This window comes from Ectothiorhodospira lacustris (assembly GCF_022227785.1).
Taxonomy (GTDB): domain Bacteria; phylum Pseudomonadota; class Gammaproteobacteria; order Ectothiorhodospirales; family Ectothiorhodospiraceae; genus Ectothiorhodospira; species Ectothiorhodospira lacustris.
The window spans coordinates 1-21,269 of record NZ_JAJNQM010000022.1; the positions used below are offsets into that span (position 1 = coordinate 1).

Sequence of the window (21,269 nt, forward strand, 5' to 3'; positions counted from 1 at the left end):
ACTTTTAGAGTAATTCTAAGTCTTTATTGGAAAGGCAAGCTATAGAGCAAGCTATAGAGAGCTATAGAGATAGAGGTGCCGATCCAGGCCCAATCCGCTTTAAAGGAGATCCCACCATGAAAGGCGACAAGAAAGTCATCGAATACCTGAACAAGGCCCTCAAAGGCGAACTCACCGCCATCAACCAGTATTTTCTGCACGCCCGCATATTCAAGAACTGGGGGCTGACCAAGCTGGACGAATACGAATATCACGAGTCCATCGATGAAATGAAGCATGCGGACAAGCTCATCGAGCGCATCCTGTTCCTTGAGGGCCTACCCAACCTGCAGGATCTGGGCAAGCTTTACATCGGTGAAAACACCAAGGAAATCCTGGAGTGCGACCTCAAGCTGGAGCATGAGGGGCATGCCGTTTACAAGGAGGCCGTGGCCTACGCGGAGAAGGTGGGAGACTATCCCAGCCGGGATCTGTTTGCCGCCATCCTGGCCGAGGAGGAGGAGCACATCGACTGGATCGAGACCCAGCTGGAGCTGATCGAGCGCCTGGGACTGACCAAGTACGAACAGTCCATGCTGTAGTCGGGGTCCACCGTGGGGAACCAGTTCCCCACGGTCCTCTCGCAAAAAACCGCCCGGGAAAGTGAATGCCGGCAATAAGCTTGAGGCCGACAAGAACGACCCATGCGGGATTCTTCGGGCTGGCAGCCTGTTTGGCGCCCCGACCACGACTCGAACGTGGGACCTTCCCCTTAGGAGGGGGACGCTCTATCCACCTGAGCTACCGGGGCAGTAAAAAAGCACTCCGGGTGCCGGAGCGCGAACGTCGATAATTATGGCACAAATTCCCTGCAAGGAGAGCATCCCGTCCCCGCCGCTCGGCCGCGGGACATATCGCCATTTTGCCGCCGGGACAGGATAGACTCATGCCATGCCAAAGCCCCGGACGATGCCCATGCCCATGCCCATTCACCAAGCGCAGTTCGCCGTCACCACCCTGGGCCGTGGCCCGGTCGAGATCACCCACCGTGTCAATGAACTCCTGCAGCAGTCCGGCCTGGAAACGGGGCTGTGTCATGTGTTCTGCTGCCACACCAGTGCGTCTCTGACCATCACTGAAAACGCGGATCCTACGGTACTGCAGGACCTGGAGGGACATCTGGTCCGGACCATTCCCGACGGTGATCCCCGGTATGCTCACGACATGGAGGGGCCGGATGACATGTCGGCCCACATCCGCAGCGTGCTGACCGGCGCCGGCCTGACCGTGCCCTTCGCCCGGGGGCGTCTGTCCCTGGGAACTTGGCAGGGAATTTTCCTGTGGGAGCATCGCACCCATGGCCATGGCCGCCGGGTGATCGTGACTTGCCAGGGAGAGGCACCGGCGTCACCGGGAACGCTGCCGGAGCGCCGTAATGAGGACGCTGATGAACTGCGGCAGGCCCTGACGACCCTGACGGCGGAACGGGATCAGGCCCTTGCCGAACTGCAGAAGGCCACGGCGGCCCTGGCGGAGATGCAGGGCCGGATCCAGGCCTCGGAGGATACCCGGACGGAGCTGCAGGCCATCATGGCACGACTGCGGGATATCGGCGGAGGCTGAGTCTTGTCAGTCTCGGGCCACCGGCACATCGCCGGCCCGGGGGTCATTGTGCCGGTGTGTCCGGGGCAGTGTTCCGGGTACGCGGCACGTCCTCGTCGTCCAGTGCCATGGCCGCCGAGGCCAGCTGCAGGTCGCGCACGAACATCCCCAAGGAGGCGATCAGGCTTGCCATGGCAAACACGAACATGGTGCCGATCAGGCGCGGATGTTCCATGCTCAGCAGGAAATCGATGAACACGGTCAGGATGGTCAGGCAGACCAGCATGGCCGTGGCGATGCTGAGTTTGATGCTCAGGTTGATCAGGCCCGCGCGTTCATCCAGGATGTCTATTTCCCGGCGATGCAGTTCAAACCGCACGGGTTCGGGCGCCCGCAACCTGTCTGCCAGTTCCCGCTTACGATCCACGATCCTGGCCAGACGCACCACGAAGGCATTGATGAATCCGGCAATTCCCACCAATAGGAACACCGGGGCGACGGAAAACTGGATGACCTGAGAAATCAGGACCGGTGAAGTGCCTTCTGTCATCTGAAAGGCTCCTTGCGGTTGAGGTATGTGGTTTCCGATACCGCAATGCAGGCCACGGGGGGCAGGAGCATGGAGATACGTCATGCGACTCATAGAAGTCATCAGCCCCGAGTATCTGCGGCCACGTTTGCTGGCATTGGCACACGCCCATCATGCCATCGACGCCTGGTGCGGGGCCACCAATGAGGACGGCCGAATCTCCGTGCGCATGGTCGTCGGCGCGGAAAATACCCAGCGGTTGATGGAGGCCCTGCAGGGCACGATGCTGAAAGAACCCACGGCGCGCATCGTCGTGCTGCCCGTTGAAACCACGGTGCCGATGCCGGGGCAACCGGGCACTGCCCCCCGGCCCAACACCCCGGGGGGCAGGGATCTCACCCTTGAGGAGCTGTATACCAGGATGGCCAAGGAGGGAAATCTGGATCGCAACTATGTGATGCTGATTTTCCTGTCCACCATTGCCGCCACCATCGGCCTGGCCGAAGACAACACGGCGGTGGTCATCGGTTCCATGGTGATTGCCCCATTGCTGGGACCGGTCATCACTTTTGCCTTCGGTATCTCCATGGGCGTGCGGGCCCTGGCCATGCGCGCCCTGTTCACTGCGGTTGTCGGGCTGGGCCTGGCCATCCTGCTGAGCCTGATCATCGGTTATCTGTGGCCGGTGAGCATCAGCAGCCAGGAAGTGATGACGCGCACCGGGGTCAATCTGGCTCATGTGGTGCTTGCCCTCACCGCGGGTGCCGCGGGTGTCCTCGCCCTCACCAGCGGCATCACCACCCGACTGGTGGGGGTCATGGTGGCCGTTGCCTTGCTACCGCCTGCTTCCGTATTGGGCATGCTGCTGGGCAAAGGGGAATTCGAGCTGGCCACCGGTGCGGCGCTACTGCTCGGCGTCAATGTGATCTGCGTGGTTATCGCAGCCCAGTTCGTATTCCTGTTCCAGGGTGTCAGGCCTCGTCGGTGGGTGGGCGTAGGGCATGTAGAGCGATTCACCCCGAAGGACTGGTTCATCTGGCTGTTGATTGGCACGCTCCTCTTGGCTGGCCTGGTGTTTCTGATCCTCTCGCGTGGGATGCCCTGACACGCAGGCGCTCGTTATGCTTCGATGACATACCCAAAGCTGTGCAAAAATTCCCGGGATTTAACGCGTAGAGGCGCCAATCCCGGATCCGCGAATATCCCCCCAGGCGCTTTCGACACTCAAGAACTCAAGATTGGACCCCATGGCCTCGAAAAAACAGAAACAGTGGATTAGCCTGAGCGGCATTCGTCGCGATTGCGGACAAAGAAGCTACGAGCGCGGTACCCGCTATTTCGAGGAAGGACGTACCGGCCAAGTCAGGATCATCCGGCGCGACGAGAAGGAGTTGAGCTGTCAGGCGGTGACACAGGGCAGTGATGGCCGCACCTATGAACAGTTCGTCCGGTTCATCCGTCTGCAGACGGATAATGGGCAGGAGCTTGTGGTGCTGCATGGTGAGTGCGGCTGCCCCGTGGGAGATAACTGTAAGCACGTCGTATCGGCAGCCCTGGCCCTGCGTGAACAGACATATGACCTGGCGGCCTCCTCTCTGGGCAGACCCATGTTCCTGCAGTGGCTGGAACACGTGTCCGAGCAGTCATCACAGGCATCCAATCAGGCCGCGGAGGCTGTGCCGAACCAGGAATGTCTGCTGTACCAGCTGACCTTCCATGCCGCCGATGGCAGTACCAGCGTGAGCTTCCGGGTGGCCATATACCGCAAGGACGGCACACCGACCAAAGGGCGGGAGGTGAGGCTGGCCAGTCTGCTGGAACCCTATGGGTCCACCCAGCGAGCGATGACCGAACTGGACAGGGATATCGCGCAGCAACTGTCAAGCTGGAGCAATACGGCTTATCAACGTACCGCCTATCACCGCCATGCTCGTGATGGCCAAGGCACCCGTCTCAAGGGCCGTGCCGGTGCATTGGCACTGGAGATGATGCTCGATTCCGGACGGCTGTACTGGTCGGAAGTGCCGGATCGGCCGTTGACGCGAGGCGCATCACGACAGCTAGAACTGGCCTGGGAGGTTGCCGATGATCAGTATCGCCTGGTGCCGCGGGCCAACCAGGACCGCAAGATCCATCTGATTCTGGTTCACCCATTCTGTTATCTGGACCCGTTGGATCTTCAGGTTGGTGCCCTGGAAATCCCAACAGGCATGGACCCGGCCTGCCTGGCCAGGATACCCAGCTCACCGCCGGTGGCCGCCACCGAGGTGGAACAGGTCAGCCTGGGTCTGGCACGACAGTTTCCCGATTTACCCACGCCCACGCCGGTGTCCCGACGCGAGATCCGTGACCAGGCGCCGACGCCGGCCCTGGCGGTGATGCTGTACGACCCGGATCTGCTGCAATCGGGATTGTTATTCCATTTCATTTATGAAGACGACGTGGTGGTGATGCCCCATGCCCCCCATGACCTGGTCAGGGGGGAAGCGAACGGTGAACTGCTGGATGTTCACCGCCACCGGGCCGCCGAACAGCAAGCACTGGACGTGATCCGCGCCGAGGTGCTGGAACCCTGGCCCCAGCGGCCGGAGTTGTGGCGCCCCGCCATGGGCGAGGTGGATCGCCAGACCGCCCTGGGTCGCTGGTTCGAGGTGCTGGACACGGTGCTGCCGCGCCTGCAAGTCCAGGGCTGGCGCATCAAACATGTCCAGGGCGATGCCCCCCGTTTGCTGCGGGCCGATGCACTGCAGGCCCGGGTGGAGGAGGGTCAGGGTTGGTTTGATCTGAGGTTTGACCTGGAGGTGGATGGGCGCAGGATCCCCCTGTTGCCCCTAGTCACCCACCTGTTGGCCGATTATGTGCCCGGCACCTTGCCGGAGACCCTGTGGTTGCCCATGGAGGGGGGGCAGTATGTGAGAGTAGCCCGGGAACAAATCGAACCAGTGCTGCAGACCCTGGTGGATCTGCATGATCACCTGAGCGCGGATCAGGACGAATTGCGCCTGTCACGATTGGATGCCCCTCGGGTGCTGGAACTGGGGCCGATTCCGGTGAAAGGTGGCGAGGGCATCGAACGACTGGCCCGGCAGCTTGCCCACTTCGACGGCCTGCGCACGGTGCCGCTCCCGCCGGAGTTTGTCGGTCGGCTGCGTCCCTACCAGCAGCATGGTCTGGACTGGATGCAGTTCTTGCGGGAACACGAGTTGGCCGGCGTGCTGGCGGACGACATGGGCCTGGGAAAGACCGTTCAGACCCTGGCTCATCTGATGGTGGAGAAGGCGGCCGGACGGCTCACCCGACCCAGCCTGATCGTGGCTCCCACCAGTTTGCTGAGCAACTGGCGTCGCGAAGCGGCCCAGTTCTGTCCGGCGCTCAAGACCCTGGTACTGCACGGGGTGGATCGCAAGTCCCATTTCGACACCCTGGATGATTACGATCTTATCTTCACCACCTATCCGCTGCTCCCCCGGGACAGCAAGCGCCTGCTGGAGCAGCATTTTTCCCATCTGATTCTGGATGAAGCCCAGCAGATCAAGAACCCCCGCGCCCAAGCCGCACAGGTGGTTCGGCGCCTGCAGGCCGATCACCGGTTGTGCCTGACCGGTACTCCCATGGAAAATCATCTGGGCGAACTGTGGGCTCAGTTCGATTTTCTGCTGCCAGGCTTTCTGGGCACTCAGGAACTGTTCACCCGCAACTACCGCACGCCTATCGAAAAACACGGTGATGGTGAGAAACTGCAACGGCTCACCCGGCGCATCACCCCGTTCATGTTGCGACGCACCAAAGATGTGGTGGCCCGGGAACTGCCGGAGAAATCCGAGCTGTTGCGAAGTACCCCCATCGGCGGCAAGCAGGCGGCGCTGTATGAGAGCATCCGCCTGGCCATGGAAAAGAAGGTGCGCGATGCCATTGCGCAAAAGGGGTTGGCCCGGAGTCAGATCACCATCCTGGATGCCCTGCTCAAACTGCGTCAGGTCTGCTGTGATCCCCGCCTGTTGCCGGAGGCGTTGCGCGGGGGCGGCGGGAAGAAGGTCCCCTCGGCCAAGCTGGAGATGCTCATGGAGATGCTGCCGGAGCTGATCAGCGAGGGGCGGCGCGTGCTGCTGTTTTCCCAGTTCACCACCATGCTGGGACTGATCGAACAGGAACTGGCCCCGACAGGGATCACCTATACCAAACTGACCGGTCAGACCCGCAAACGGGAAGAAGTGATCAGCCGCTTTTGTGACGGTCACGTCCCGCTGATGCTGATCAGTCTCAAGGCGGGCGGGGTCGGGCTCAATCTCACGCAGGCGGACACCGTCATTCACTACGACCCATGGTGGAATCCCGCCGTGGAGGCGCAGGCCACCGACCGGGCCCATCGCATCGGTCAGGACAAGCCGGTCTTCGTCTATAAACTCATCACCGAGAATACGGTGGAGGAGAAGATACTGGCCCTGCAGGCCCGCAAGCAGCAACTGGCGGATCAGATCTATCGCGGTGGCGAGCGGGCGCCGGATTCACCCCCCATCGACGCCCGCATGATCGAAGACCTGCTGGGGGCCTGATGTCCTGTCGCCAGCACCTGGGATTTCCGGTATCTTGCGGACATTCAGGAACACTCCCTTTCCAAGGAACCCAACGCAATGAGCGAAAAGATCGGTGTCATCGGTCTCGGGTATGTCGGGCTGCCCGTGGCCATGGGGTTTGCAGCCCATTATCCGGGAACGGTCGGCTTTGATATCAGTGAACGTCGGGTCGGCACACTCCGGGAAGGCCATGATTTCACGGGTGAGGTCACGCCCGAAGAACTCGGAGCCAGTACCCTCCAATGCACCACCGATCCTCGGGATCTGGTGGGAACCACCTTCTTCGTGGTCACCGTCCCCACCCCCATCGATGACAATCGTCAGCCCGATCTGCGACCGGTACTGTCCGCTTGCGAGACCGTAGGGCGGGTACTGTCCCCCGGAGCGGTGGTGGTGTTCGAATCCACGGTCTATCCCGGGGTGACCGAGGAGATCTGCGGACCACTCCTGGCCCGCATTTCCGGCTTGCGTCAGGGCGTGGATTTCAAGCTGGGCTATTCTCCCGAGCGCATCAACCCCGGTGATAAGGAACATACCCTGACCCGCATCGTGAAGGTGGTCTCCGGCGAGGACGAGGCGACGCTGGAGCGGGTGGCCGAGGTCTACGGGCGCATCGTCGAGGCCGGCGTGCATCGGGCACCCACCATCAAGGTGGCCGAAGCCGCCAAGGTGATCGAGAACACCCAGCGGGATCTGAACATCGCCCTGATGAACGAGTTGGCGCTGATCTTCGATCGTCTGGGCATCCGCACCCGGGATGTCTTGGCCGCCGCCGGTACCAAGTGGAACTTCCTGCCCTTCAGTCCCGGTCTGGTGGGGGGGCACTGCATCGGGGTGGACCCCTATTACCTCACCACCAAGGCCAAGGCCGTGGGGTACTACCCCCAGGTGATCCTGGCCGGGCGACGCATCAATGACGGCATGGGGGCCTATATGGCCCAGCGCCTGGTGAAGCTGCTCATCGAGCAGGACCGTCCGGTGAAGCAGGGCAGGGTGGGTATCCTCGGGCTTACGTTCAAGGAAAACGTCCCGGATCTTCGCAACTCCCGTGTGCCCGATATCATCAAGGAGCTGCGTCAGTTCGGCATCGAACCCCTGATCCACGACCCACTGGCAGATGCCCGGGAGGCGCACCATGAATATGGTCTGACCCTCTCGCCCCTGGAGTCCTTCCAGGACTTGGACGGGCTGATCCTGGCCGTGCCTCACCGGGCCTATCTGGCGGCGGGGCCCGACAGCTTTGCCCGACGCCTGGTTTCCGGCGGCGTGCTGATCGACGTGAAATCGGCCTTGTCTCCGTCCGTGGTGGGGGCCTCCCAGGCCTACTGGAGTCTGTAGATGAAAATTCTGGTCACCGGCACTGCCGGATTCATCGGCTCGGCCCTGGCCCTGCGCCTGCTGGCGCGGGGCGATGAGGTCATCGGTGTCGATAATCTCAACGACTATTACGACGTCAACCTGAAGCTGGCCCGCCTGGAGCGGGTGAAGGCCCATCCCGGCTTCACGGACGTGCGGGCCGATATCGCCGATCGGGCCGCCATGGAAGACCTGTTCGCCCGTCACAAGCCCCAGCGGGTGGTGAATCTGGCGGCTCAGGCCGGGGTACGCTATTCCCTGGAGAATCCGCACGCCTATGTGGAAACCAACCTGGTGGGGTTCATCAATATCCTCGAAGGCTGCCGTCACCACGGGGTGGAGAATCTGGTCTACGCCTCCTCCAGCTCCGTCTACGGGGCCAACACCACCATGCCCTTCTCCGTCCACGACAACGTGGATCACCCCATGAGCCTCTACGCCGCCAGCAAGAAGGCCAACGAACTCATGGCCCATACCTACAGTTCTCTCTACGGCCTGCCCACGGTGGGGCTGCGTTTCTTCACCGTCTACGGCCCCTGGGGGCGCCCGGACATGGCCCTGTTCATGTTCACCCGCAACATCCTGGAGGGCAAACCCATCGATGTCTTCAACTACGGTCGCCATCGCCGGGACTTCACCTACATTGATGACATCGTGGAAGGGGTGATCCGTACCCTGGACCGGGTGGCGGCACCGAACCCTGCCTGGTCCGGAGCCGACCCCGACTCCGCCACCAGCTTTGCCCCCTACCGGCTCTACAACATCGGCAACAATCAGCCGGTGGAACTGCTCCACTACATCCAGGTGCTGGAAGACTGCCTGGGCATGAAGGCGGAAAAGAACCTGCTGCCCCTGCAGCCGGGAGATGTGCCGGATACCTACGCAGACGTGCAGGACCTGGCGAAAGACGTGGGCTATCGACCTTGCACGCCGGTGGAGCAGGGGGTGGAAAACTTCGTGCGCTGGTATCGGGATTTCTACCGGGTCTGATCCTTTTCCTGGTGTCAGCATAAGGATGATTGAATGACTGAGCGTCTTGCCTGTTTCAAGGCCTATGACATCCGCGGTCGTGTCCCCGATGAACTGAATCCGGAACTGGCCCGGCGCATCGGTCGGGCCTATGCCCGTGTCATCCGCCCGGCGGGGCCGGTGGCGGTGGGGGAGGACATCCGTCTGAGCAGTCCGGCGCTGGCGCGAGCGCTGGTGCAGGGGTTGAATGAGGCCGGGGTGGATACCCGATCCCTGGGCCTGTGCGGCACGGAGACCGTCTACCATGCCGCGTCACTGCACGGCATGGGGGGCGGCATCATGGTCACCGCCAGCCACAATCCCATGGACTACAACGGCATGAAGCTGGTGCAGGCGGGCGCCGTGCCCGTCAGCGGTGACAGCGGTCTGAACGAGATCGAGGTACTGGCCCGTGATCCCGTCCCGGTCGAGGCCGGTGTTCAAGCGGGACGGGATGAGCCGCTGGACGTGTTGCCCGGCTATGTGGAACGGGTACTGGGTCTGGTGGATGGGACGGTGCTCAAGCCCCTGCATCTGGTGGTGAATGCGGGCAATGGGGCCGCTGGTCCCACCTTCGATGCCCTGGCCGCCCGGCTGCCCTTCCGGGTAACCCGGGTGCACCATGAGCCGGACGGTCGGTTCCCCAATGGCATTCCCAATCCCCTGCTGCCGGACAATCGCAGCGCCACCGCCGACGCGGTGAAGGCCCACGGGGCGGATCTGGGGATCGCCTGGGATGGTGACTTTGACCGCTGTTTCCTGTTCGATGAGCAGGGCCGGTTCGTGGAAGGCTATTACGTGGTGGGACTATTGGCGGCCCAGTTGCTGGAACGTTCTCCGGGAGAGAAGATCGTCCATGATCCCCGTCTGACCTGGAACACGCTGGAGATGGTGCAGGCAGCCGGTGGGGTGCCGGTGATGAGCAAGACCGGACATGCCTTCATCAAGGAGCGGATGCGTCTTGAAGATGCCCTCTATGGCGGGGAGATGTCGGCCCATCATTACTTTCGGGACTTTGCCTACTGCGACAGCGGCATGATCCCCTGGCTGCTGGTGGCCGAGCGCCTGTGCCGGACCGGCCAGCCCCTCTCGGCCCTGGTGGATGAGCGGATGCAGGCCTTTCCCTGCAGCGGCGAGATCAATTTCCGGGTGGTCGATGTGGGGCGGACCATTGCCCGAATTGGCTCGGCATTCCGGGGTCGGGCCCTGGAAGAGGATGACACAGACGGCCTGAGCATGGAGTTTGGCGACTGGCGCTTCAACCTGCGGGGTTCCAACACGGAGCCGGTGATCCGGCTGAATGTGGAATCACGGGGTGACGAGGCCTTGATGCGCACCCAGACGGCGCTGCTATCCGGCTTGATTCAGGAGGCCTGAGTCCTCTTTTCCCTCACCCCAACCCCTCTCCCAAAGGGCGAGGGGCTTGTCTTGCTCCCCTCTCCCCTCGGGGGAGAAGGGCCGCACACACAAGACGGGATCAGCGCATCAGGCGATCCTCAAACACCTCCACCTGCGCGTCCTGCCACAGCCCGTCCACATAATCCTGCAGGGACTGCCGGGTCAGGATCTGTTCCAACTGGTCCTGTACGCCTTCAAAGGCCGGCGGCTCGCTCTCCCGGGCGCCTTCCCGCAGGATGACATGCCAGCCGAATTCCGTTTCCACCGGTTCCTGGGTGAACTGGCCATCGCCCAACGCCAGTACTGCATCGGAAAAATCCGGGACCATCATGTCCCGACTGAACCAGCCCAGGTCACCGCCGGCGGCGGCGGAGCCATCCTCTGAATGTTCCCGGGCCAGGGTCGCAAAGTCTTCTCCCGCCTTGATGCGTGCGATCAGGGCGGCGGCTTCTTCCTCTGTCGCCACCAGGATATGACGGGCCCTGAACTCCTGGGTGTCCATCTCCGCCACCTGGCGATCATATTCGGCGCGCAGATCCGCCTCGGTGAAGCGCAGGTTCTGCAGGTACCGCTCCACCTGGGCATTGATCAGCAGATTGGTGCGCATGCGCTCCATCTGGCGCATCACCTCGGGTTCCTTGTCCAGGCCGGCCTTCACCGCTGTCTGGCGCAGCAGTTCCATGTTGATCAGCTCATTTAGAGCCATCTCCGGGGGTTGCATGCCACCCTGGTGGCCGGACATGCGGCTCAGCGACAGAAAGTCGGCCAGATCACTTTCATAGATGGGGGTGTCGTTGACCATGGCCACCGGCTCGCCGCGCCCGGCATCGATCGTTGTTTCGGGGTCGTTGCCGGAGCAGGCCGACAGCGTGAAGGCCAGGGCGGCTGCCAGGGGAATCAGCTTGAAGGGGTGCATCTGCAATGGGGTCCTTGTTGAAATGGGCGGGTTCCAGGCAGGGGGATCAGGGAAACACCTGCTTGAAGGGCTTGACGATCACCTGGGCATAGACACCGGCCGCCACATAAGGGTCCGCGTCGGCCCAGGCCTTGGCGGCATCCAGGGAATCGAATTCGGCAACCACCAGGCTGCCGGTGAATCCCGCCGGGCCGGGGTCTTCCGTGTCCAGGGTCGGGTGAGGTCCGGCCAGTACCAGACGCCCCGCATCCTGCAGGATCTGCAGGCGTTCCAGGTGGGCGGGCCGGGCGCCGTGGCGCTGCTCCAGGCTGTCTTCCACGTCCTGACTGATGATGGCGTAGAGCATCGATGGGGTTCCCTGGTTGATGGATCATGGCGCTTAGGGTAGCGCATGGCGGCGGGTCGGCACAGGGTACGGGTCACCAAATTCAGTTAGGACTTCGTTCCCGCGTGGTTGAGGATTTATAGTTCGGAACCCAGTCATTCCTGATGGCCGAGGACGCTACGGTCCAGAACTACGTCATTCCTGAAGGCTGAGGACGCTACGGTCCAGAACTACGTCATTCCCGACGGCTGAGGACTCTATGGTCCAGAACTGCGTCATTCCCGATGGCTGAGGACGCTACGGTCCAGAACTACGTCATTCCCGCGAAAGCGGGAATCCAGTGCGGGGCCGACAGACACCCCTGGATTCCCGCTTTCGCGGGAATGACGGTGAGGAGGGAATGACGGTGAGGAGGGAATGACGGTGAGGAGGGAATGACGGTGAGGAGGGAATGACGGTGACGAGGGGATGGCCGTGAAGGGTTGGCTTTTTCAGAACTGCCAAGATCATTCGGGCACAAGCCCGCAGGTCTGATAAAATCAACCTCCGATACCGAACAACCTGGAATTGCCATGAGCCGCGTGATCGAGATCCATCCGGTAGACCCCCAGCCCCGCCTGATCCAGCAGGTGGTGGAGGTGGTACAGGGCGGAGGGGTCATCGTCTACCCCACGGATTCCTGTTATGCCCTGGGTTGCGCCATCGGCAACAAGTCCGGCATGGAGCGCATCCGTCGCATCCGCCAGCTGGATGAACAGTATTACCTCACTCTGGTCTGTCGCGATCTGTCCGAGATCGCCACCTATGCCAAGGTAGGCAATACGTCCTACCGACTGCTCAAGAGCCTCACCCCCGGTCCCTACGCCTTCCTGCTCAAGGCCACTCATGAGGTGCCCCGACGGCTGCAGCACCCCAAACGCAAGAGCGTGGGTCTGCGGGTGCCGGATCATCCCATCACCCAGGCCATGCTCAAGTCCCTGGGCCAGCCGCTCATGAGCAGCAGTCTGGAGATGCCCGGCGATGATCTGCCGCTGACCGACCTCTACGAGATTCAGGAACGCCTGTCCTCCCAGGTTGACCTGATCATCGATGGGGGTCCCTGTGGCCTGGAGCCCACCACCGTGATCGATATGGAAAGCGATGTCCCCCGACTGGTGCGTCGCGGCAAGGGCGAAGTGCCTCCCGGGGTGGAGGAGTGATGCCGGTGGCGATACGGAGGAGCGGCTGATGGACGGTATCCTGCAGATCATCGCCATCTGGGCCCTGCCGGTGCTGTTCGCCATCACCCTGCACGAGGCTTCCCACGGCTGGGTGGCCAAGCAGCTGGGAGACCCCACCGCCAAGATGCTGGGTCGTCTGACCGTCAACCCCATCAAGCACATCGATCCGGTGGGGACCATCGCCGTGCCCATCGGTCTTTTGATCTTCACGGCCCTGACCCCGGCGCCTCCCTTTGTCTTCGGCTGGGCCAAGCCGGTGCCGGTGAACACCCGGAATCTGCGCAATCCCCAGCGGGACATGGCCATCGTGGCCGCCGCCGGCCCCACCGCCAACCTGCTCATGGCCCTGTTCTGGGCGCTGATGATCAAGATCGGCCTGCTGTTGCAGGGGTCCTTCGACTGGGCGGCCGTGCCGCTGATCTACATGGGCATGGCGGGGATCACCATCAACATCCTGCTGATGGTGCTGAATCTATTACCCATCCCGCCTCTGGACGGGGGGCGGGTGGTGGCCGGTTTCCTGCCGGCCCGGATCGCCGCCCGCTACGAGCGTGTGGAGCCCTATGGTCTGGTGATCGTCCTGGGTCTGTTGCTCACGGGCGTGCTGTGGGCGATCCTCCTTCCTGTCTTCGGGTTCTTCGTGGACCTGATCCAGACCCTGTTTGCGCTGCCGTCATGGCGCATGTAGCACCCTTTCCCTTCAAACCCCTGCGACTGAACACACCCAAGGAGTCCACTTGAGTTCCCTGCCTGCACAAAATCAGCGCGTCCTGTCCGGCATGCGCCCGACGGGCCGACTGCATCTGGGTCATTATCACGGCGTCCTCAAGAACTGGGTCGAATTGCAGCATTCCTACGAATGTCTGTTCTTCGTGGCCGACTGGCACGCCCTCACCACCCATTACGAAGATCCGAGCATCCTCGGCGAGAGCGTCTGGGACATGGTGGTGGACTGGCTGGCGGCGGGCGTGAGCCCCGGTTCGGCGCGCATCTTCATTCAGTCCCGGGTGCCGGAACATGCGGAACTGCATCTGCTGCTGTCCATGATCACCCCCCTGGGCTGGCTGGAGCGGGTGCCCACCTACAAGGATCAGCAGGAAAAACTCAAGGAAAAGGACCTGGCCACCTACGGTTTTTTGGGCTATCCGCTGCTGCAGAGCGCGGACATCCTCATCTACAAGGCGGGTTTAGTACCGGTGGGCGAGGACCAGGTGGCCCATCTGGAAATCACCCGCGAGGTGGCGCGTCGCTTCAACCATCTCTATGGGCGCGAACCCGGCTTCGAAGAAAAGGCCGAGGCGGCCGCCAACAAGATGGGCAAGAAGAACGCCCGCATGTACCGGGATCTGCGTCGCCGCTATCAGGAGCAGGGCGAGGACGAGGCCCTGGACGTGGCCCGCGCCCTGCTGGAGAGCCAGCAGAACATCTCCCTGGGAGACCGGGAGCGTCTGTTCGGCTATCTGGAAGGCAGCGGACGTATCATCCTGCCCGAGCCCCATCCCATGCTCACCAAGGCCTCCAAGATGCCGGGCCTGGACGGCCAGAAGATGTCCAAGTCCTACGGCAACACCATCTCCCTGCGGGATGAGCCGACAGAGGTGGAGAAAAAGGTTCGCACCATGCCGACGGACCCGGCCCGAGTGCGTCGCACCGATCCCGGCAATCCGGACAAGTGCCCGGTCTGGTCCCTGCACCAGATCTACACCGGCGAGGATGTCCATCAGTGGGTGCAGGAGGGGTGTCGCAGTGCCGGCATCGGCTGTCTGGAATGCAAGCAGCCGGTGGTGGATGCGGTGCTTGACGAACTGCGGCCCATGCAGGCCCGTGCCCGCGAATACGAGGCCGATCCGAACCTGGTCCGGTCCGTGGTGGCGGAAGGCTGTGAGGCCGCCCGCGACATCGCCCGGGACACGCTGGACGAAGTCCGGCGCAGCATGGGGTTGGCTTACCGATGAATGCCGAACCCGCGGCCCTGTCACCGGCGCCGGACGGTGCCGGGCAGGCCGAGGGTCCGCCTCTGGCCATTGTCCGAGGGGAGCCGCTAACCCTGGTGCCCCGGGATCTGTACATCCCACCGGATGCCCTGGAGGTCTTCCTGGAGACCTTCGAGGGGCCGCTGGATCTGCTCTTGTACCTGATCAAGCGTCAGAACCTGGATATCCTGGACATCCCCATTGCCGAGATCACCCGCCAGTACATGGGGTATATCGAGCTGATGCAGGAGATGCGTCTGGAACTGGCGGCGGAGTATCTGGTGATGGCGGCCATGCTGGCGGAGATCAAGTCACGCATGCTGCTGCCCCGGTCCGCCGCGGTGGAGGATGAGGACGACCCCCGTGCCGAACTGGTGCGGCGGTTGCAGGAATACGAACAGTTCAAGCAGGCGGCACAGGACCTGGATGACCTGCCCAGGCTGGAGCGGGACCTCTTCCCGGCCACCCTGGCGCCGCCGCCGCTCACGGGTGAGCGACCGCTGCCGGAGGTGGGGCTGGACGAGTTGTTGCTGGCCCTGCGCGAGGTGCTGCAGCGGGCGGATATGTTCACTCATCACCAGATCCGGCGGGAACCCCTGTCGGTGCGCGAGCGCATGTCCCGGGTGCTGGAAGCCCTGGGGCAAGGGCCGGTGCCGTTCGCGGCCCTCTTCACCTTGGAAGAAGGCCGGCGGGGGGTGGTGGTCACCTTCCTGGCGGTGCTGGAACTGCTCAAGGCCCATCTGGTGGAGCTGGCGCAGGCGGAACTGTTTGCCCCCATCTATCTGAGCGCGGCAAGACGCGCCGATGTTGCCCATGACACCTGAACTGCTCTGCCGCATTCTGGAAGGCGCCCTTCTGGCCGCTGATCGCCCCCTCTCCCTGGAACAGATGGAACGGCTGTTCGAGGACGCCGAGCGGCCTTCCCGGGCCGAACTGCGCAAGGCCCTGGATGCCCTGGCCCAGGCCTGTGACGACCGGGGCTACGAGTTGCGTCAGGTGGGCAGCGGCTACCGTTTCCAGGTGCGGGAGTCGCTCTCGCCCTGGATCGCCCGTCTGTGGGAAGAACGGCCGCCCCGCTATTCCCGCGCCCTGCTGGAGACCCTGGCCCTGATTGCTTACCGTCAGCCCATCACCCGGGCGGAGATCGAGGCAGTGCGCGGGGTGACGGTGAGCACCCAGATCATCAAGACCCTGACGGAACGGGAGTGGGTGAGTGTGCTGGGTCATAAGGAGGTGCCGGGGCGGCCGGCCCTGTACGGGACGACACCCCGGTTTCTGGACTATTTCAATCTGTCGTCCCTGGATGAGTTGCCCAGTTTGATGGCACTAAGGGACCTGGGCTCAGCCCTTGACCCGCTTCCCCCCTCGGGGGAGCAGGGTCGGAAATGAGGGGCAGAGCCCTATTGCTCCTTCAGCCGGGGCATCAGCATCACCAGGTTGCAGGGCCGGGTCCGGTGGTCAAGCTGGGACTGGATCAGCCGGGTCCAGGCGGTGCGGCAGGCACCGGAAGAGCCGGGCAGACAGAACACATAGGTGCCGTTGGCCACCCCCGCCAGAGCCCGGGACTGCAGGGCGGAGGTGCCGATTTCCTCGTGGGAGAGCATCCGGAACAGCTCGCCGAACCCCGCGATTTCCTTGTCCAGCAGGGGCGCCACCGCCTCCGGTGTCCCGTCCCGACCGGTGATGCCGGTGCCGCCGGTGGTGAGAATCACCTGAATCTCCGGGTCGGCAATCCAGGCCGAGACCACGGCCCTGATCTGGTAGATGTCGTCCGCCACCCGTTGCCGGTCGGCTGCCCGATGCCCCGCCTGGGTCAGCCCGTCCACCAGCACCTGCCCGGAGGTATCCTCCGCCAGGGTGCGTGAATCGGAGACCGTCAGTACGGCGATGTCCAGTGGAATGAAGTCGCGGGTGTCGCTCATGGCGGATCGTCCTGTGGCGGAAAGGGGGGGCGGATCAGTACACTACCGGTTTGACAGCGATGGATAACACATCATGACCGAACGTCTCCACAAATTGCTGGCCCAGGCGGGTCTGGGTTCACGTCGAGAGGTGGAGCGCTGGATCGCCCAGGGCCTGGTGACCGTCAACGGCAAGGTGGCCCAGTTAGGGGATCAGGCCGGCCCGGAAGACCAGATCGCCGTGCGCGGGCGCCCCGTCTCAGTGGAGGCCCCCGCACAACGGGTGGTGGTCTATCACAAGCCGGAAGGGGAAGTGACCACCCGCTCCGACCCCGAAGGTCGCCCCACCGTGTTCGAACACCTGCCCCGGCTGCGCCAGGGCCGGTGGGTGAGCATCGGCCGGCTGGACCTCAACACCTCCGGATTGTTGCTGTTCACCACCGACGGCGAGCTGGCCAATCGGCTCATGCATCCTTCCACCGAGGTGGAGCGGGAATACGCCGTGCGGGTGCTGGGCGCGGTGGAACCGGCGGCAATCCAGCGGCTGCTGGCCGGCGTGGAGTTGGAGGATGGCCCGGCCCGCTTCGATGATATCCGGGAGGCTGGGGGTACCGGCGCCAATCACTGGTACCACGTGACCCTCAAGGAAGGCCGTAACCGTGAGGTGCGGCGCCTGTGGGAATCCCAGGGCATCACCGTCAGCCGCCTGATCCGGGTACGCTACGGCTGCATCCAGCTGGGGACCGGGCTGCGCCTGGGCCGTTGGCGGGAGCTGGAGTCCCAGGAGATGAAGGCCCTGTATCAGCAGGCGGGCCTGTCCTGGAAGCCGCCCCGCAAGGCGCGCATCATCCGTCCTCCCAAGACCCGTCGAGCCCCCGGGCGGTGAATCCGGAGCGTCTTCATCCGGTCCTGGAACGGCTATCGGCCCATTACGGGCCGATGCACTGGTGGCCGGGGGAGACGCCTTTCGAGGTGATGGTGGGGGCGATCCTCACCCAGAATACCGCCTGGACCAACGTGGAGCGGGCCATCGCCAACCTCAAAGCGGCCGAAGTGCTGGACGCGGAGAGCCTGGCGGCCCTGCCTCGCAATGATCTTGCCGGTCTGATCCGGCCTTCCGGATATTTCAACGTCAAGGCGGGGCGGCTTCAGGCCTTCTGCTGTTGGTATCTGGAGCAGGGCGGGGAGACCGCCCTGCGGGGCTGGTCCACCGAGGCCCTGCGCCGGGGATTGCTGTCGGTGAAGGGCGTGGGGCCGGAGACGGCGGACGACATCCTGCTGTACGCCTTTGAGCGGCCGGTGTTCGTGGTGGACGCCTATACCCGGCGCCTGTTTGCCCGCCTGGAACTGGCCGGGGGAGATGCGCCCTATGACGTGCTCAGGACCGGAGTCGAGACGGTGCTGGGGGAGGATGTCCCAGCCCTGAACGAGTTCCATGCCCTGATCGTCGCCCACGGCAAGACCTTTTGCCGTCCCCGGCCCCGTTGCGAAAGCTGCCCCTTGCGGGCGATGTGTCAGGCCAGCTTGAGGTTCTGTCCCGTGGTCTGACCGGCGTCCGGTCCCAGCAGATACAGATACGGCCCGATGACCTCTTCAGGGGTGGCCAGCGTGGTGGGGTCCTCACCCGGATACTGCTCCGCCCGCAACCGGCTGCGGATCGGGCCGGTGTCTACGCCGTTGACCCGCATCTTGCGGTCCCCCTGATACTCCTTGGCCAGAATGTCCATCAGGCCTTGCTGTCCTGCCTTGGCCACCCCGAATCCTCCCCAGTATGCCTTCTGGCAGTCATGGGTGGAGAACACCACGGCCGGGTCAGGGGATTGTTCCAGCAGCGGCAGCACCGCGTGAGTGAGTAGGAAGGGGGCATGCAGGTTCACTGTCATGACCTTGGCCCACAGCTCCAGGTCATAGTGCTTGAGTGGGGTCAGGTAGCCCACGAAAGCGGCATTGTGGACCAGACCGTCCAGACGGCCAAACTCGTTGCCCACGTTCTCCGCCAGATCCTGATAGTCCTTGGCGGTGGCACCTTCCAGGTTCATGGGGTAGATGGCCGGCTGGGGACCACCGGCGGCTTCGATCTCGTCGTAGACCTTTTCCAGTGACTTGATCACTTTGTCCAGCAGGATCACGGTGGCGCCATGGGCGGCGCAGGTCAGAGACAGGGTACGGCCGATGCCGCCCGTGGCACCGGTCACCAGGATGACCCGGTCCTTGAGCAGATCCGGGGCCGGAGAATAGGTGAGCAGTTGTTGCGGGATCATGGGTATTCCGTGGTTGAATCATTCGATTGCAGCAGTGATTCGGCGCATTCCAGACCACTGATGATCGCCCCTTCGAGGGTGGCCGGCAAGCCGTTGGCCGTGTAGTCGCCTGCCAGCCAGAGGCCGGTCTCGGCGGTGCGATTGCCGGGGCGCAGTTGGTCGCAGTTCACCGCCGCCTTGAAGGTGGCCTGCTTTTCCCGGATCACCCAGTGCTGCAGGGGGGTGGGCCAGGCGGGAAAGAGCATGTGCAACTCAGCCTGGATCTGGGCCGCCAGGGCCTGATTGTCCAGGTCCATGTGCGGGCCGGAGGCCGAGATGACCACCGCCATGACCCCGGGCTGGCCGGTGAAGCGCCGGTCGAAGACCCATTGTCCGGTGGTGCCCAGCATGCCGTGGAAAGGCGTGCTCAGGCGGGTGTCTTCCGGATAGCGCAGGTAGACGGTGCAGATGGGTTCGCAGGGCAGGGCTTCAAGATTGGCAGCCGTCTCCGCCAGGGCGGGAAAATCGGTCAGCAGCTGGGCGGCGATCCCGTGGGGCGTGGCCAGAATCACTTGCCGGCACCGATATGCCTCCCCTTCCCGCAGCTGCAGTCGGAAACCGTGGCCGTCGCGCTGCACGGCCTGGACCCGGGCGCCGGTGATGACCGCCCCACCCAGGGATTCCAGATGGCGGCGGGCAGGCTCGGGCAGGACCTCGCTCAGGCTGACCTTGGGAATCAGCAGGTCCGCATGGCTGCGATGACCGGAGAAGGTACCCTGCAGCACAGCGGTGAACAGCCGGGCCGAGGCTTCGGCGGGATGGGTGTTGAGGGTGGCCAGACACAGGGGGATCCAGAGCTGCCGGATCAGGGTGTCGGGTTGCTTGTGTTCATGCAGCAGTCGGGATACCGGCATGTCTTCCGGACCCTTCCACCGCATCAGCCGCGCCAGGCCGGGCAGGGCCTGCAGGCGGTCCTTGCCGGGCATGCCGCGGGCGGTGAGCAGCCCGGCCAGTAGATGGAAGGGGGCCGGGAGGAACAGGCTGGACAGGGACAGTTCCGGCATCCCCGATTCCCGCATGCTCAGGTCCAGGGGCAGGCGCAGGAAGATACGGGACTCCTGCAGACCCATGGTTTCGATCATCCGCAGGACATGGGTATAGGCGCCCAGCAGCAGATGCTGGCCGTTATCCAGGGGAAGACCGTCCAGGTCCACCTGCCGTGCCCGTCCCCCCAGGGTTCGGGCCGCTTCCAGTACCGTGACCTGTCGACCCGCCTGGGCCAGCCGCACCGCCGCGCTCAGCCCGGCCCAGCCGGCGCCCACGATACAGATGTCGGTATCAGGGTGGTTCATTGCCGTCCGGCCTTTCTGTGACGACGTTTTTCCTGCCGGGCAATCCGCCAAGCGATCCAGAATTTTCTCAGGGGCGTCAGCCGGACCCGCTGTTCCAGCACCCGGTAGCCGTCGGTGGCAATCTCATCCAGCAGGGTGCGGTAGATGCCCGCCATGATGATGCCGGGGCGCTGGGCATAGCGATCACCCTCCGGCAGATGCTCGAAGGCGCGGCGGTAGTACTCCCGGGCGCGGTCCGCCTGAAAGGCGAACAGGGCCTGGAGGTGTTCGGAGGTCTGGGGTCTTTGCAGGTCCACCGGCTGTACGTCGAACTGCTTGAGTTCATCCAGGGGGATGTAGAGGCGGCCTCGCCGGGCATCTTCCAGCACGTCCCTGAGGATGTTGGTGAGCTGGAAGGCCATGCCCAGATCGTGGGCGTAGCGGGTGGTCCGGCGATCCTCGTAGCCGAAGATCTCCGCCGACATCAGACCCACCACCGAAGCCACTCGATAGCAATACAGGGAGAGTTCCGTAAAGGTGGGATAGGCATCATGGTCCAGATCCATCTGCATGCCGTCGATGATTTCCCGGAAATGCTCCTGCGGCAGGTTGAAGCGTTCCAGCAAGGGCTGCAGCGCCTGGCAGACCGGGTGGGTGGCCTGACCCTGGAAGGTGCGGGTGACTTCCTCCCGCCACCAGTCCAGCTTGGCGCGGGCCACGGCCGGGTCATGGCACTCGTCCACCACATCGTCCACCTCCCGACAGAAGGCGTACAGGGCCGTGATGGCCCGGCGCCGTTCCGGGGGTAAGAACAGGAAGCTGTAATAGAAGCTGGAGCCGCTGCCGGCGGCCTTTTCCTGACAGTACTGGTCGGGGGTCATGGGCCTTGGTTCTGGTTGTCGCCAGGGGCTTAAACT

Annotated in this window: 20 protein-coding genes, 1 tRNA gene and 1 pseudogene; 14 read left to right on the top strand and 8 right to left on the bottom strand. The window is 63.5% G+C overall.

Going from position 1 to position 21,269, the window contains the following annotated elements:
* Window positions 1-116: 116 nt before the first annotated feature.
* On the top strand, window positions 117-581 hold the full coding sequence (gene bfr / locus LQ952_RS06120; protein ID WP_238621774.1) for a bacterioferritin: 465 nt from the start codon (window positions 117-119) through the stop codon (window positions 579-581).
* Window positions 582-713: 132 nt separating this feature from the next.
* On the opposite strand, the gene LQ952_RS06125 is transcribed toward bfr, so the two are convergent.
* A tRNA-Arg gene (locus LQ952_RS06125) sits at window positions 714-790 on the bottom strand.
* A 170-nt stretch (window positions 791-960) separates the two neighbouring features.
* Here LQ952_RS06125 and LQ952_RS06130 point away from each other — a divergent pair.
* Window positions 961-1,377 (top strand): annotated as a pseudogene (locus LQ952_RS06130) (secondary thiamine-phosphate synthase enzyme YjbQ); the annotation flags it as partial.
* 268 nt (window positions 1,378-1,645) lie between these two features.
* Here LQ952_RS06130 and LQ952_RS06135 read toward each other — a convergent pair.
* Complete coding sequence (locus tag LQ952_RS06135) at window positions 1,646-2,131, bottom strand: DUF2721 domain-containing protein (protein WP_238621775.1); 486 nt, start codon at window positions 2,129-2,131, stop codon at window positions 1,646-1,648.
* Between the two features lie 82 nt (window positions 2,132-2,213).
* On the opposite strand from LQ952_RS06135, the gene LQ952_RS06140 reads away from it, so the two are divergent.
* The 5 genes from LQ952_RS06140 to LQ952_RS06160 all read left to right on the top strand — a co-directional run bounded on the left by LQ952_RS06140 (window position 2,214) and on the right by LQ952_RS06160 (window position 10,425).
* A complete protein-coding gene (locus LQ952_RS06140) occupies window positions 2,214-3,215 on the top strand; it encodes a TIGR00341 family protein (RefSeq protein ID WP_238621776.1) in 1,002 nt (333 codons plus the stop codon).
* A 142-nt stretch (window positions 3,216-3,357) separates the two neighbouring features.
* Window positions 3,358-6,663, top strand: coding sequence for a DEAD/DEAH box helicase (locus LQ952_RS06145; RefSeq protein WP_238621777.1), 3,306 nt, complete (start codon window positions 3,358-3,360; stop codon window positions 6,661-6,663).
* 78 nt (window positions 6,664-6,741) lie between these two features.
* Window positions 6,742-8,022 carry a nucleotide sugar dehydrogenase gene (locus LQ952_RS06150; RefSeq protein ID WP_238621778.1) on the top strand — a complete coding sequence of 427 codons (1,281 nt, stop codon included), beginning with the start codon at window positions 6,742-6,744 and terminating at the stop codon, window positions 8,020-8,022.
* Window positions 8,023-9,030 (top strand): NAD-dependent epimerase, encoded by a 1,008-nt coding sequence (locus LQ952_RS06155; protein ID WP_238621779.1) that lies wholly within the window; start codon window positions 8,023-8,025, stop codon window positions 9,028-9,030.
* 33 nt (window positions 9,031-9,063) lie between these two features.
* Window positions 9,064-10,425, top strand: coding sequence for a phosphohexomutase domain-containing protein (locus LQ952_RS06160; protein ID WP_238621780.1), 1,362 nt, complete (start codon window positions 9,064-9,066; stop codon window positions 10,423-10,425).
* A gap of 100 nt (window positions 10,426-10,525) precedes the next feature.
* Here LQ952_RS06160 and LQ952_RS06165 read toward each other — a convergent pair whose 3' ends face one another.
* Both LQ952_RS06165 and LQ952_RS06170 read right to left on the bottom strand, forming a co-directional pair.
* Window positions 10,526-11,362 (bottom strand): peptidylprolyl isomerase, encoded by an 837-nt coding sequence (locus LQ952_RS06165; protein ID WP_238621781.1) that lies wholly within the window; start codon window positions 11,360-11,362, stop codon window positions 10,526-10,528.
* A 46-nt stretch (window positions 11,363-11,408) separates the two neighbouring features.
* Window positions 11,409-11,708 (bottom strand): YciI family protein, encoded by a 300-nt coding sequence (locus LQ952_RS06170; protein ID WP_238621782.1) that lies wholly within the window; start codon window positions 11,706-11,708, stop codon window positions 11,409-11,411.
* A 551-nt stretch (window positions 11,709-12,259) separates the two neighbouring features.
* On the opposite strand from LQ952_RS06170, the gene LQ952_RS06175 reads away from it, so the two are divergent.
* From LQ952_RS06175 to scpB, 5 genes are read left to right on the top strand one after another with little or no spacing between them, the layout of a single operon-like run.
* On the top strand, window positions 12,260-12,886 hold the full coding sequence (locus LQ952_RS06175; protein WP_238621783.1) for an L-threonylcarbamoyladenylate synthase: 627 nt from the start codon (window positions 12,260-12,262) through the stop codon (window positions 12,884-12,886).
* A gap of 28 nt (window positions 12,887-12,914) precedes the next feature.
* On the top strand, window positions 12,915-13,595 hold the full coding sequence (locus LQ952_RS06180) for a site-2 protease family protein (RefSeq protein ID WP_238621784.1): 681 nt from the start codon (window positions 12,915-12,917) through the stop codon (window positions 13,593-13,595).
* 49 nt (window positions 13,596-13,644) lie between these two features.
* Window positions 13,645-14,862, top strand: coding sequence for a tryptophan--tRNA ligase (locus tag LQ952_RS06185; protein ID WP_255722268.1), 1,218 nt, complete (start codon window positions 13,645-13,647; stop codon window positions 14,860-14,862).
* Window positions 14,859-15,704, top strand: a complete 846-nt coding sequence (locus LQ952_RS06190; protein ID WP_238621785.1) for a segregation and condensation protein A — start codon at window positions 14,859-14,861, stop codon at window positions 15,702-15,704. The genes LQ952_RS06185 and LQ952_RS06190 overlap by 4 nt, the downstream gene beginning before the upstream one ends.
* Window positions 15,694-16,269: an SMC-Scp complex subunit ScpB gene (scpB, locus tag LQ952_RS06195; RefSeq protein WP_238621786.1), complete on the top strand. Its 576-nt coding sequence runs from the start codon at window positions 15,694-15,696 to the stop codon at window positions 16,267-16,269. Before LQ952_RS06190 ends, scpB begins: the two co-directional genes overlap by 11 nt.
* 11 nt (window positions 16,270-16,280) lie before the next feature.
* Here the strand turns inward: scpB and moaB are convergent, their stop codons facing one another.
* Entirely contained in the window at window positions 16,281-16,802 is a 522-nt protein-coding gene (moaB, locus tag LQ952_RS06200; RefSeq protein ID WP_238621787.1) for a molybdenum cofactor biosynthesis protein B, read from the bottom strand.
* Window positions 16,803-16,875: 73 nt separating this feature from the next.
* Here moaB and rluB point away from each other — a divergent pair, with 73 nt between their 5' ends.
* Window positions 16,876-17,667 (top strand): 23S rRNA pseudouridine(2605) synthase RluB, encoded by a 792-nt coding sequence (gene rluB / locus LQ952_RS06205; RefSeq protein WP_238621788.1) that lies wholly within the window; start codon window positions 16,876-16,878, stop codon window positions 17,665-17,667.
* A 53-nt stretch (window positions 17,668-17,720) separates the two neighbouring features.
* Window positions 17,721-18,329 carry an endonuclease III domain-containing protein gene (locus LQ952_RS06210; RefSeq protein ID WP_238621807.1) on the top strand — a complete coding sequence of 203 codons (609 nt, stop codon included), beginning with the start codon at window positions 17,721-17,723 and terminating at the stop codon, window positions 18,327-18,329.
* On the opposite strand, the gene LQ952_RS06215 is transcribed toward LQ952_RS06210, so the two are convergent.
* From LQ952_RS06215 to hpnD, 3 genes are read right to left on the bottom strand one after another with little or no spacing between them, the layout of a single operon-like run.
* Window positions 18,296-19,042 carry a YciK family oxidoreductase gene (locus LQ952_RS06215; protein WP_238621789.1) on the bottom strand — a complete coding sequence of 249 codons (747 nt, stop codon included), beginning with the start codon at window positions 19,040-19,042 and terminating at the stop codon, window positions 18,296-18,298. The two genes, LQ952_RS06210 and LQ952_RS06215, sit on opposite strands and share 34 nt — an antisense overlap.
* Window positions 19,039-20,373 carry a hydroxysqualene dehydroxylase HpnE gene (gene hpnE, locus LQ952_RS06220; RefSeq protein ID WP_238621790.1) on the bottom strand — a complete coding sequence of 445 codons (1,335 nt, stop codon included), beginning with the start codon at window positions 20,371-20,373 and terminating at the stop codon, window positions 19,039-19,041. Before hpnE ends, LQ952_RS06215 begins: the two co-directional genes overlap by 4 nt.
* Window positions 20,370-21,233, bottom strand: coding sequence for a presqualene diphosphate synthase HpnD (gene hpnD, locus LQ952_RS06225; protein ID WP_238621791.1), 864 nt, complete (start codon window positions 21,231-21,233; stop codon window positions 20,370-20,372). Before hpnD ends, hpnE begins: the two co-directional genes overlap by 4 nt.
* Window positions 21,234-21,269 lie beyond the last annotated feature (36 nt).

Coding starts and splice junctions, on each gene's coding strand:
- LQ952_RS06215 (WP_238621789.1), bottom strand. CDS start 19,042: ATGATCCCGCAACAACTGCTCACCTATTCTCCGGCCCCGGATCTGCTC.
- LQ952_RS06190 (WP_238621785.1), top strand. CDS start 14,859: ATGAATGCCGAACCCGCGGCCCTGTCACCGGCGCCGGACGGTGCCGGG.
- LQ952_RS06150 (WP_238621778.1), top strand. CDS start 6,742: ATGAGCGAAAAGATCGGTGTCATCGGTCTCGGGTATGTCGGGCTGCCC.
- scpB (WP_238621786.1), top strand. CDS start 15,694: ATGACACCTGAACTGCTCTGCCGCATTCTGGAAGGCGCCCTTCTGGCC.
- hpnD (WP_238621791.1), bottom strand. CDS start 21,233: ATGACCCCCGACCAGTACTGTCAGGAAAAGGCCGCCGGCAGCGGCTCC.
- rluB (WP_238621788.1), top strand. CDS start 16,876: ATGACCGAACGTCTCCACAAATTGCTGGCCCAGGCGGGTCTGGGTTCA.
- moaB (WP_238621787.1), bottom strand. CDS start 16,802: ATGAGCGACACCCGCGACTTCATTCCACTGGACATCGCCGTACTGACG.
- LQ952_RS06140 (WP_238621776.1), top strand. CDS start 2,214: ATGCGACTCATAGAAGTCATCAGCCCCGAGTATCTGCGGCCACGTTTG.
- LQ952_RS06135 (WP_238621775.1), bottom strand. CDS start 2,131: ATGACAGAAGGCACTTCACCGGTCCTGATTTCTCAGGTCATCCAGTTT.
- LQ952_RS06160 (WP_238621780.1), top strand. CDS start 9,064: ATGACTGAGCGTCTTGCCTGTTTCAAGGCCTATGACATCCGCGGTCGT.
- LQ952_RS06145 (WP_238621777.1), top strand. CDS start 3,358: ATGGCCTCGAAAAAACAGAAACAGTGGATTAGCCTGAGCGGCATTCGT.
- LQ952_RS06165 (WP_238621781.1), bottom strand. CDS start 11,362: ATGCACCCCTTCAAGCTGATTCCCCTGGCAGCCGCCCTGGCCTTCACG.
- hpnE (WP_238621790.1), bottom strand. CDS start 20,373: ATGAACCACCCTGATACCGACATCTGTATCGTGGGCGCCGGCTGGGCC.
- LQ952_RS06170 (WP_238621782.1), bottom strand. CDS start 11,708: ATGCTCTACGCCATCATCAGTCAGGACGTGGAAGACAGCCTGGAGCAG.
- LQ952_RS06155 (WP_238621779.1), top strand. CDS start 8,023: ATGAAAATTCTGGTCACCGGCACTGCCGGATTCATCGGCTCGGCCCTG.
- LQ952_RS06180 (WP_238621784.1), top strand. CDS start 12,915: ATGGACGGTATCCTGCAGATCATCGCCATCTGGGCCCTGCCGGTGCTG.
- bfr (WP_238621774.1), top strand. CDS start 117: ATGAAAGGCGACAAGAAAGTCATCGAATACCTGAACAAGGCCCTCAAA.
- LQ952_RS06210 (WP_238621807.1), top strand. CDS start 17,721: ATGCACTGGTGGCCGGGGGAGACGCCTTTCGAGGTGATGGTGGGGGCG.
- LQ952_RS06175 (WP_238621783.1), top strand. CDS start 12,260: ATGAGCCGCGTGATCGAGATCCATCCGGTAGACCCCCAGCCCCGCCTG.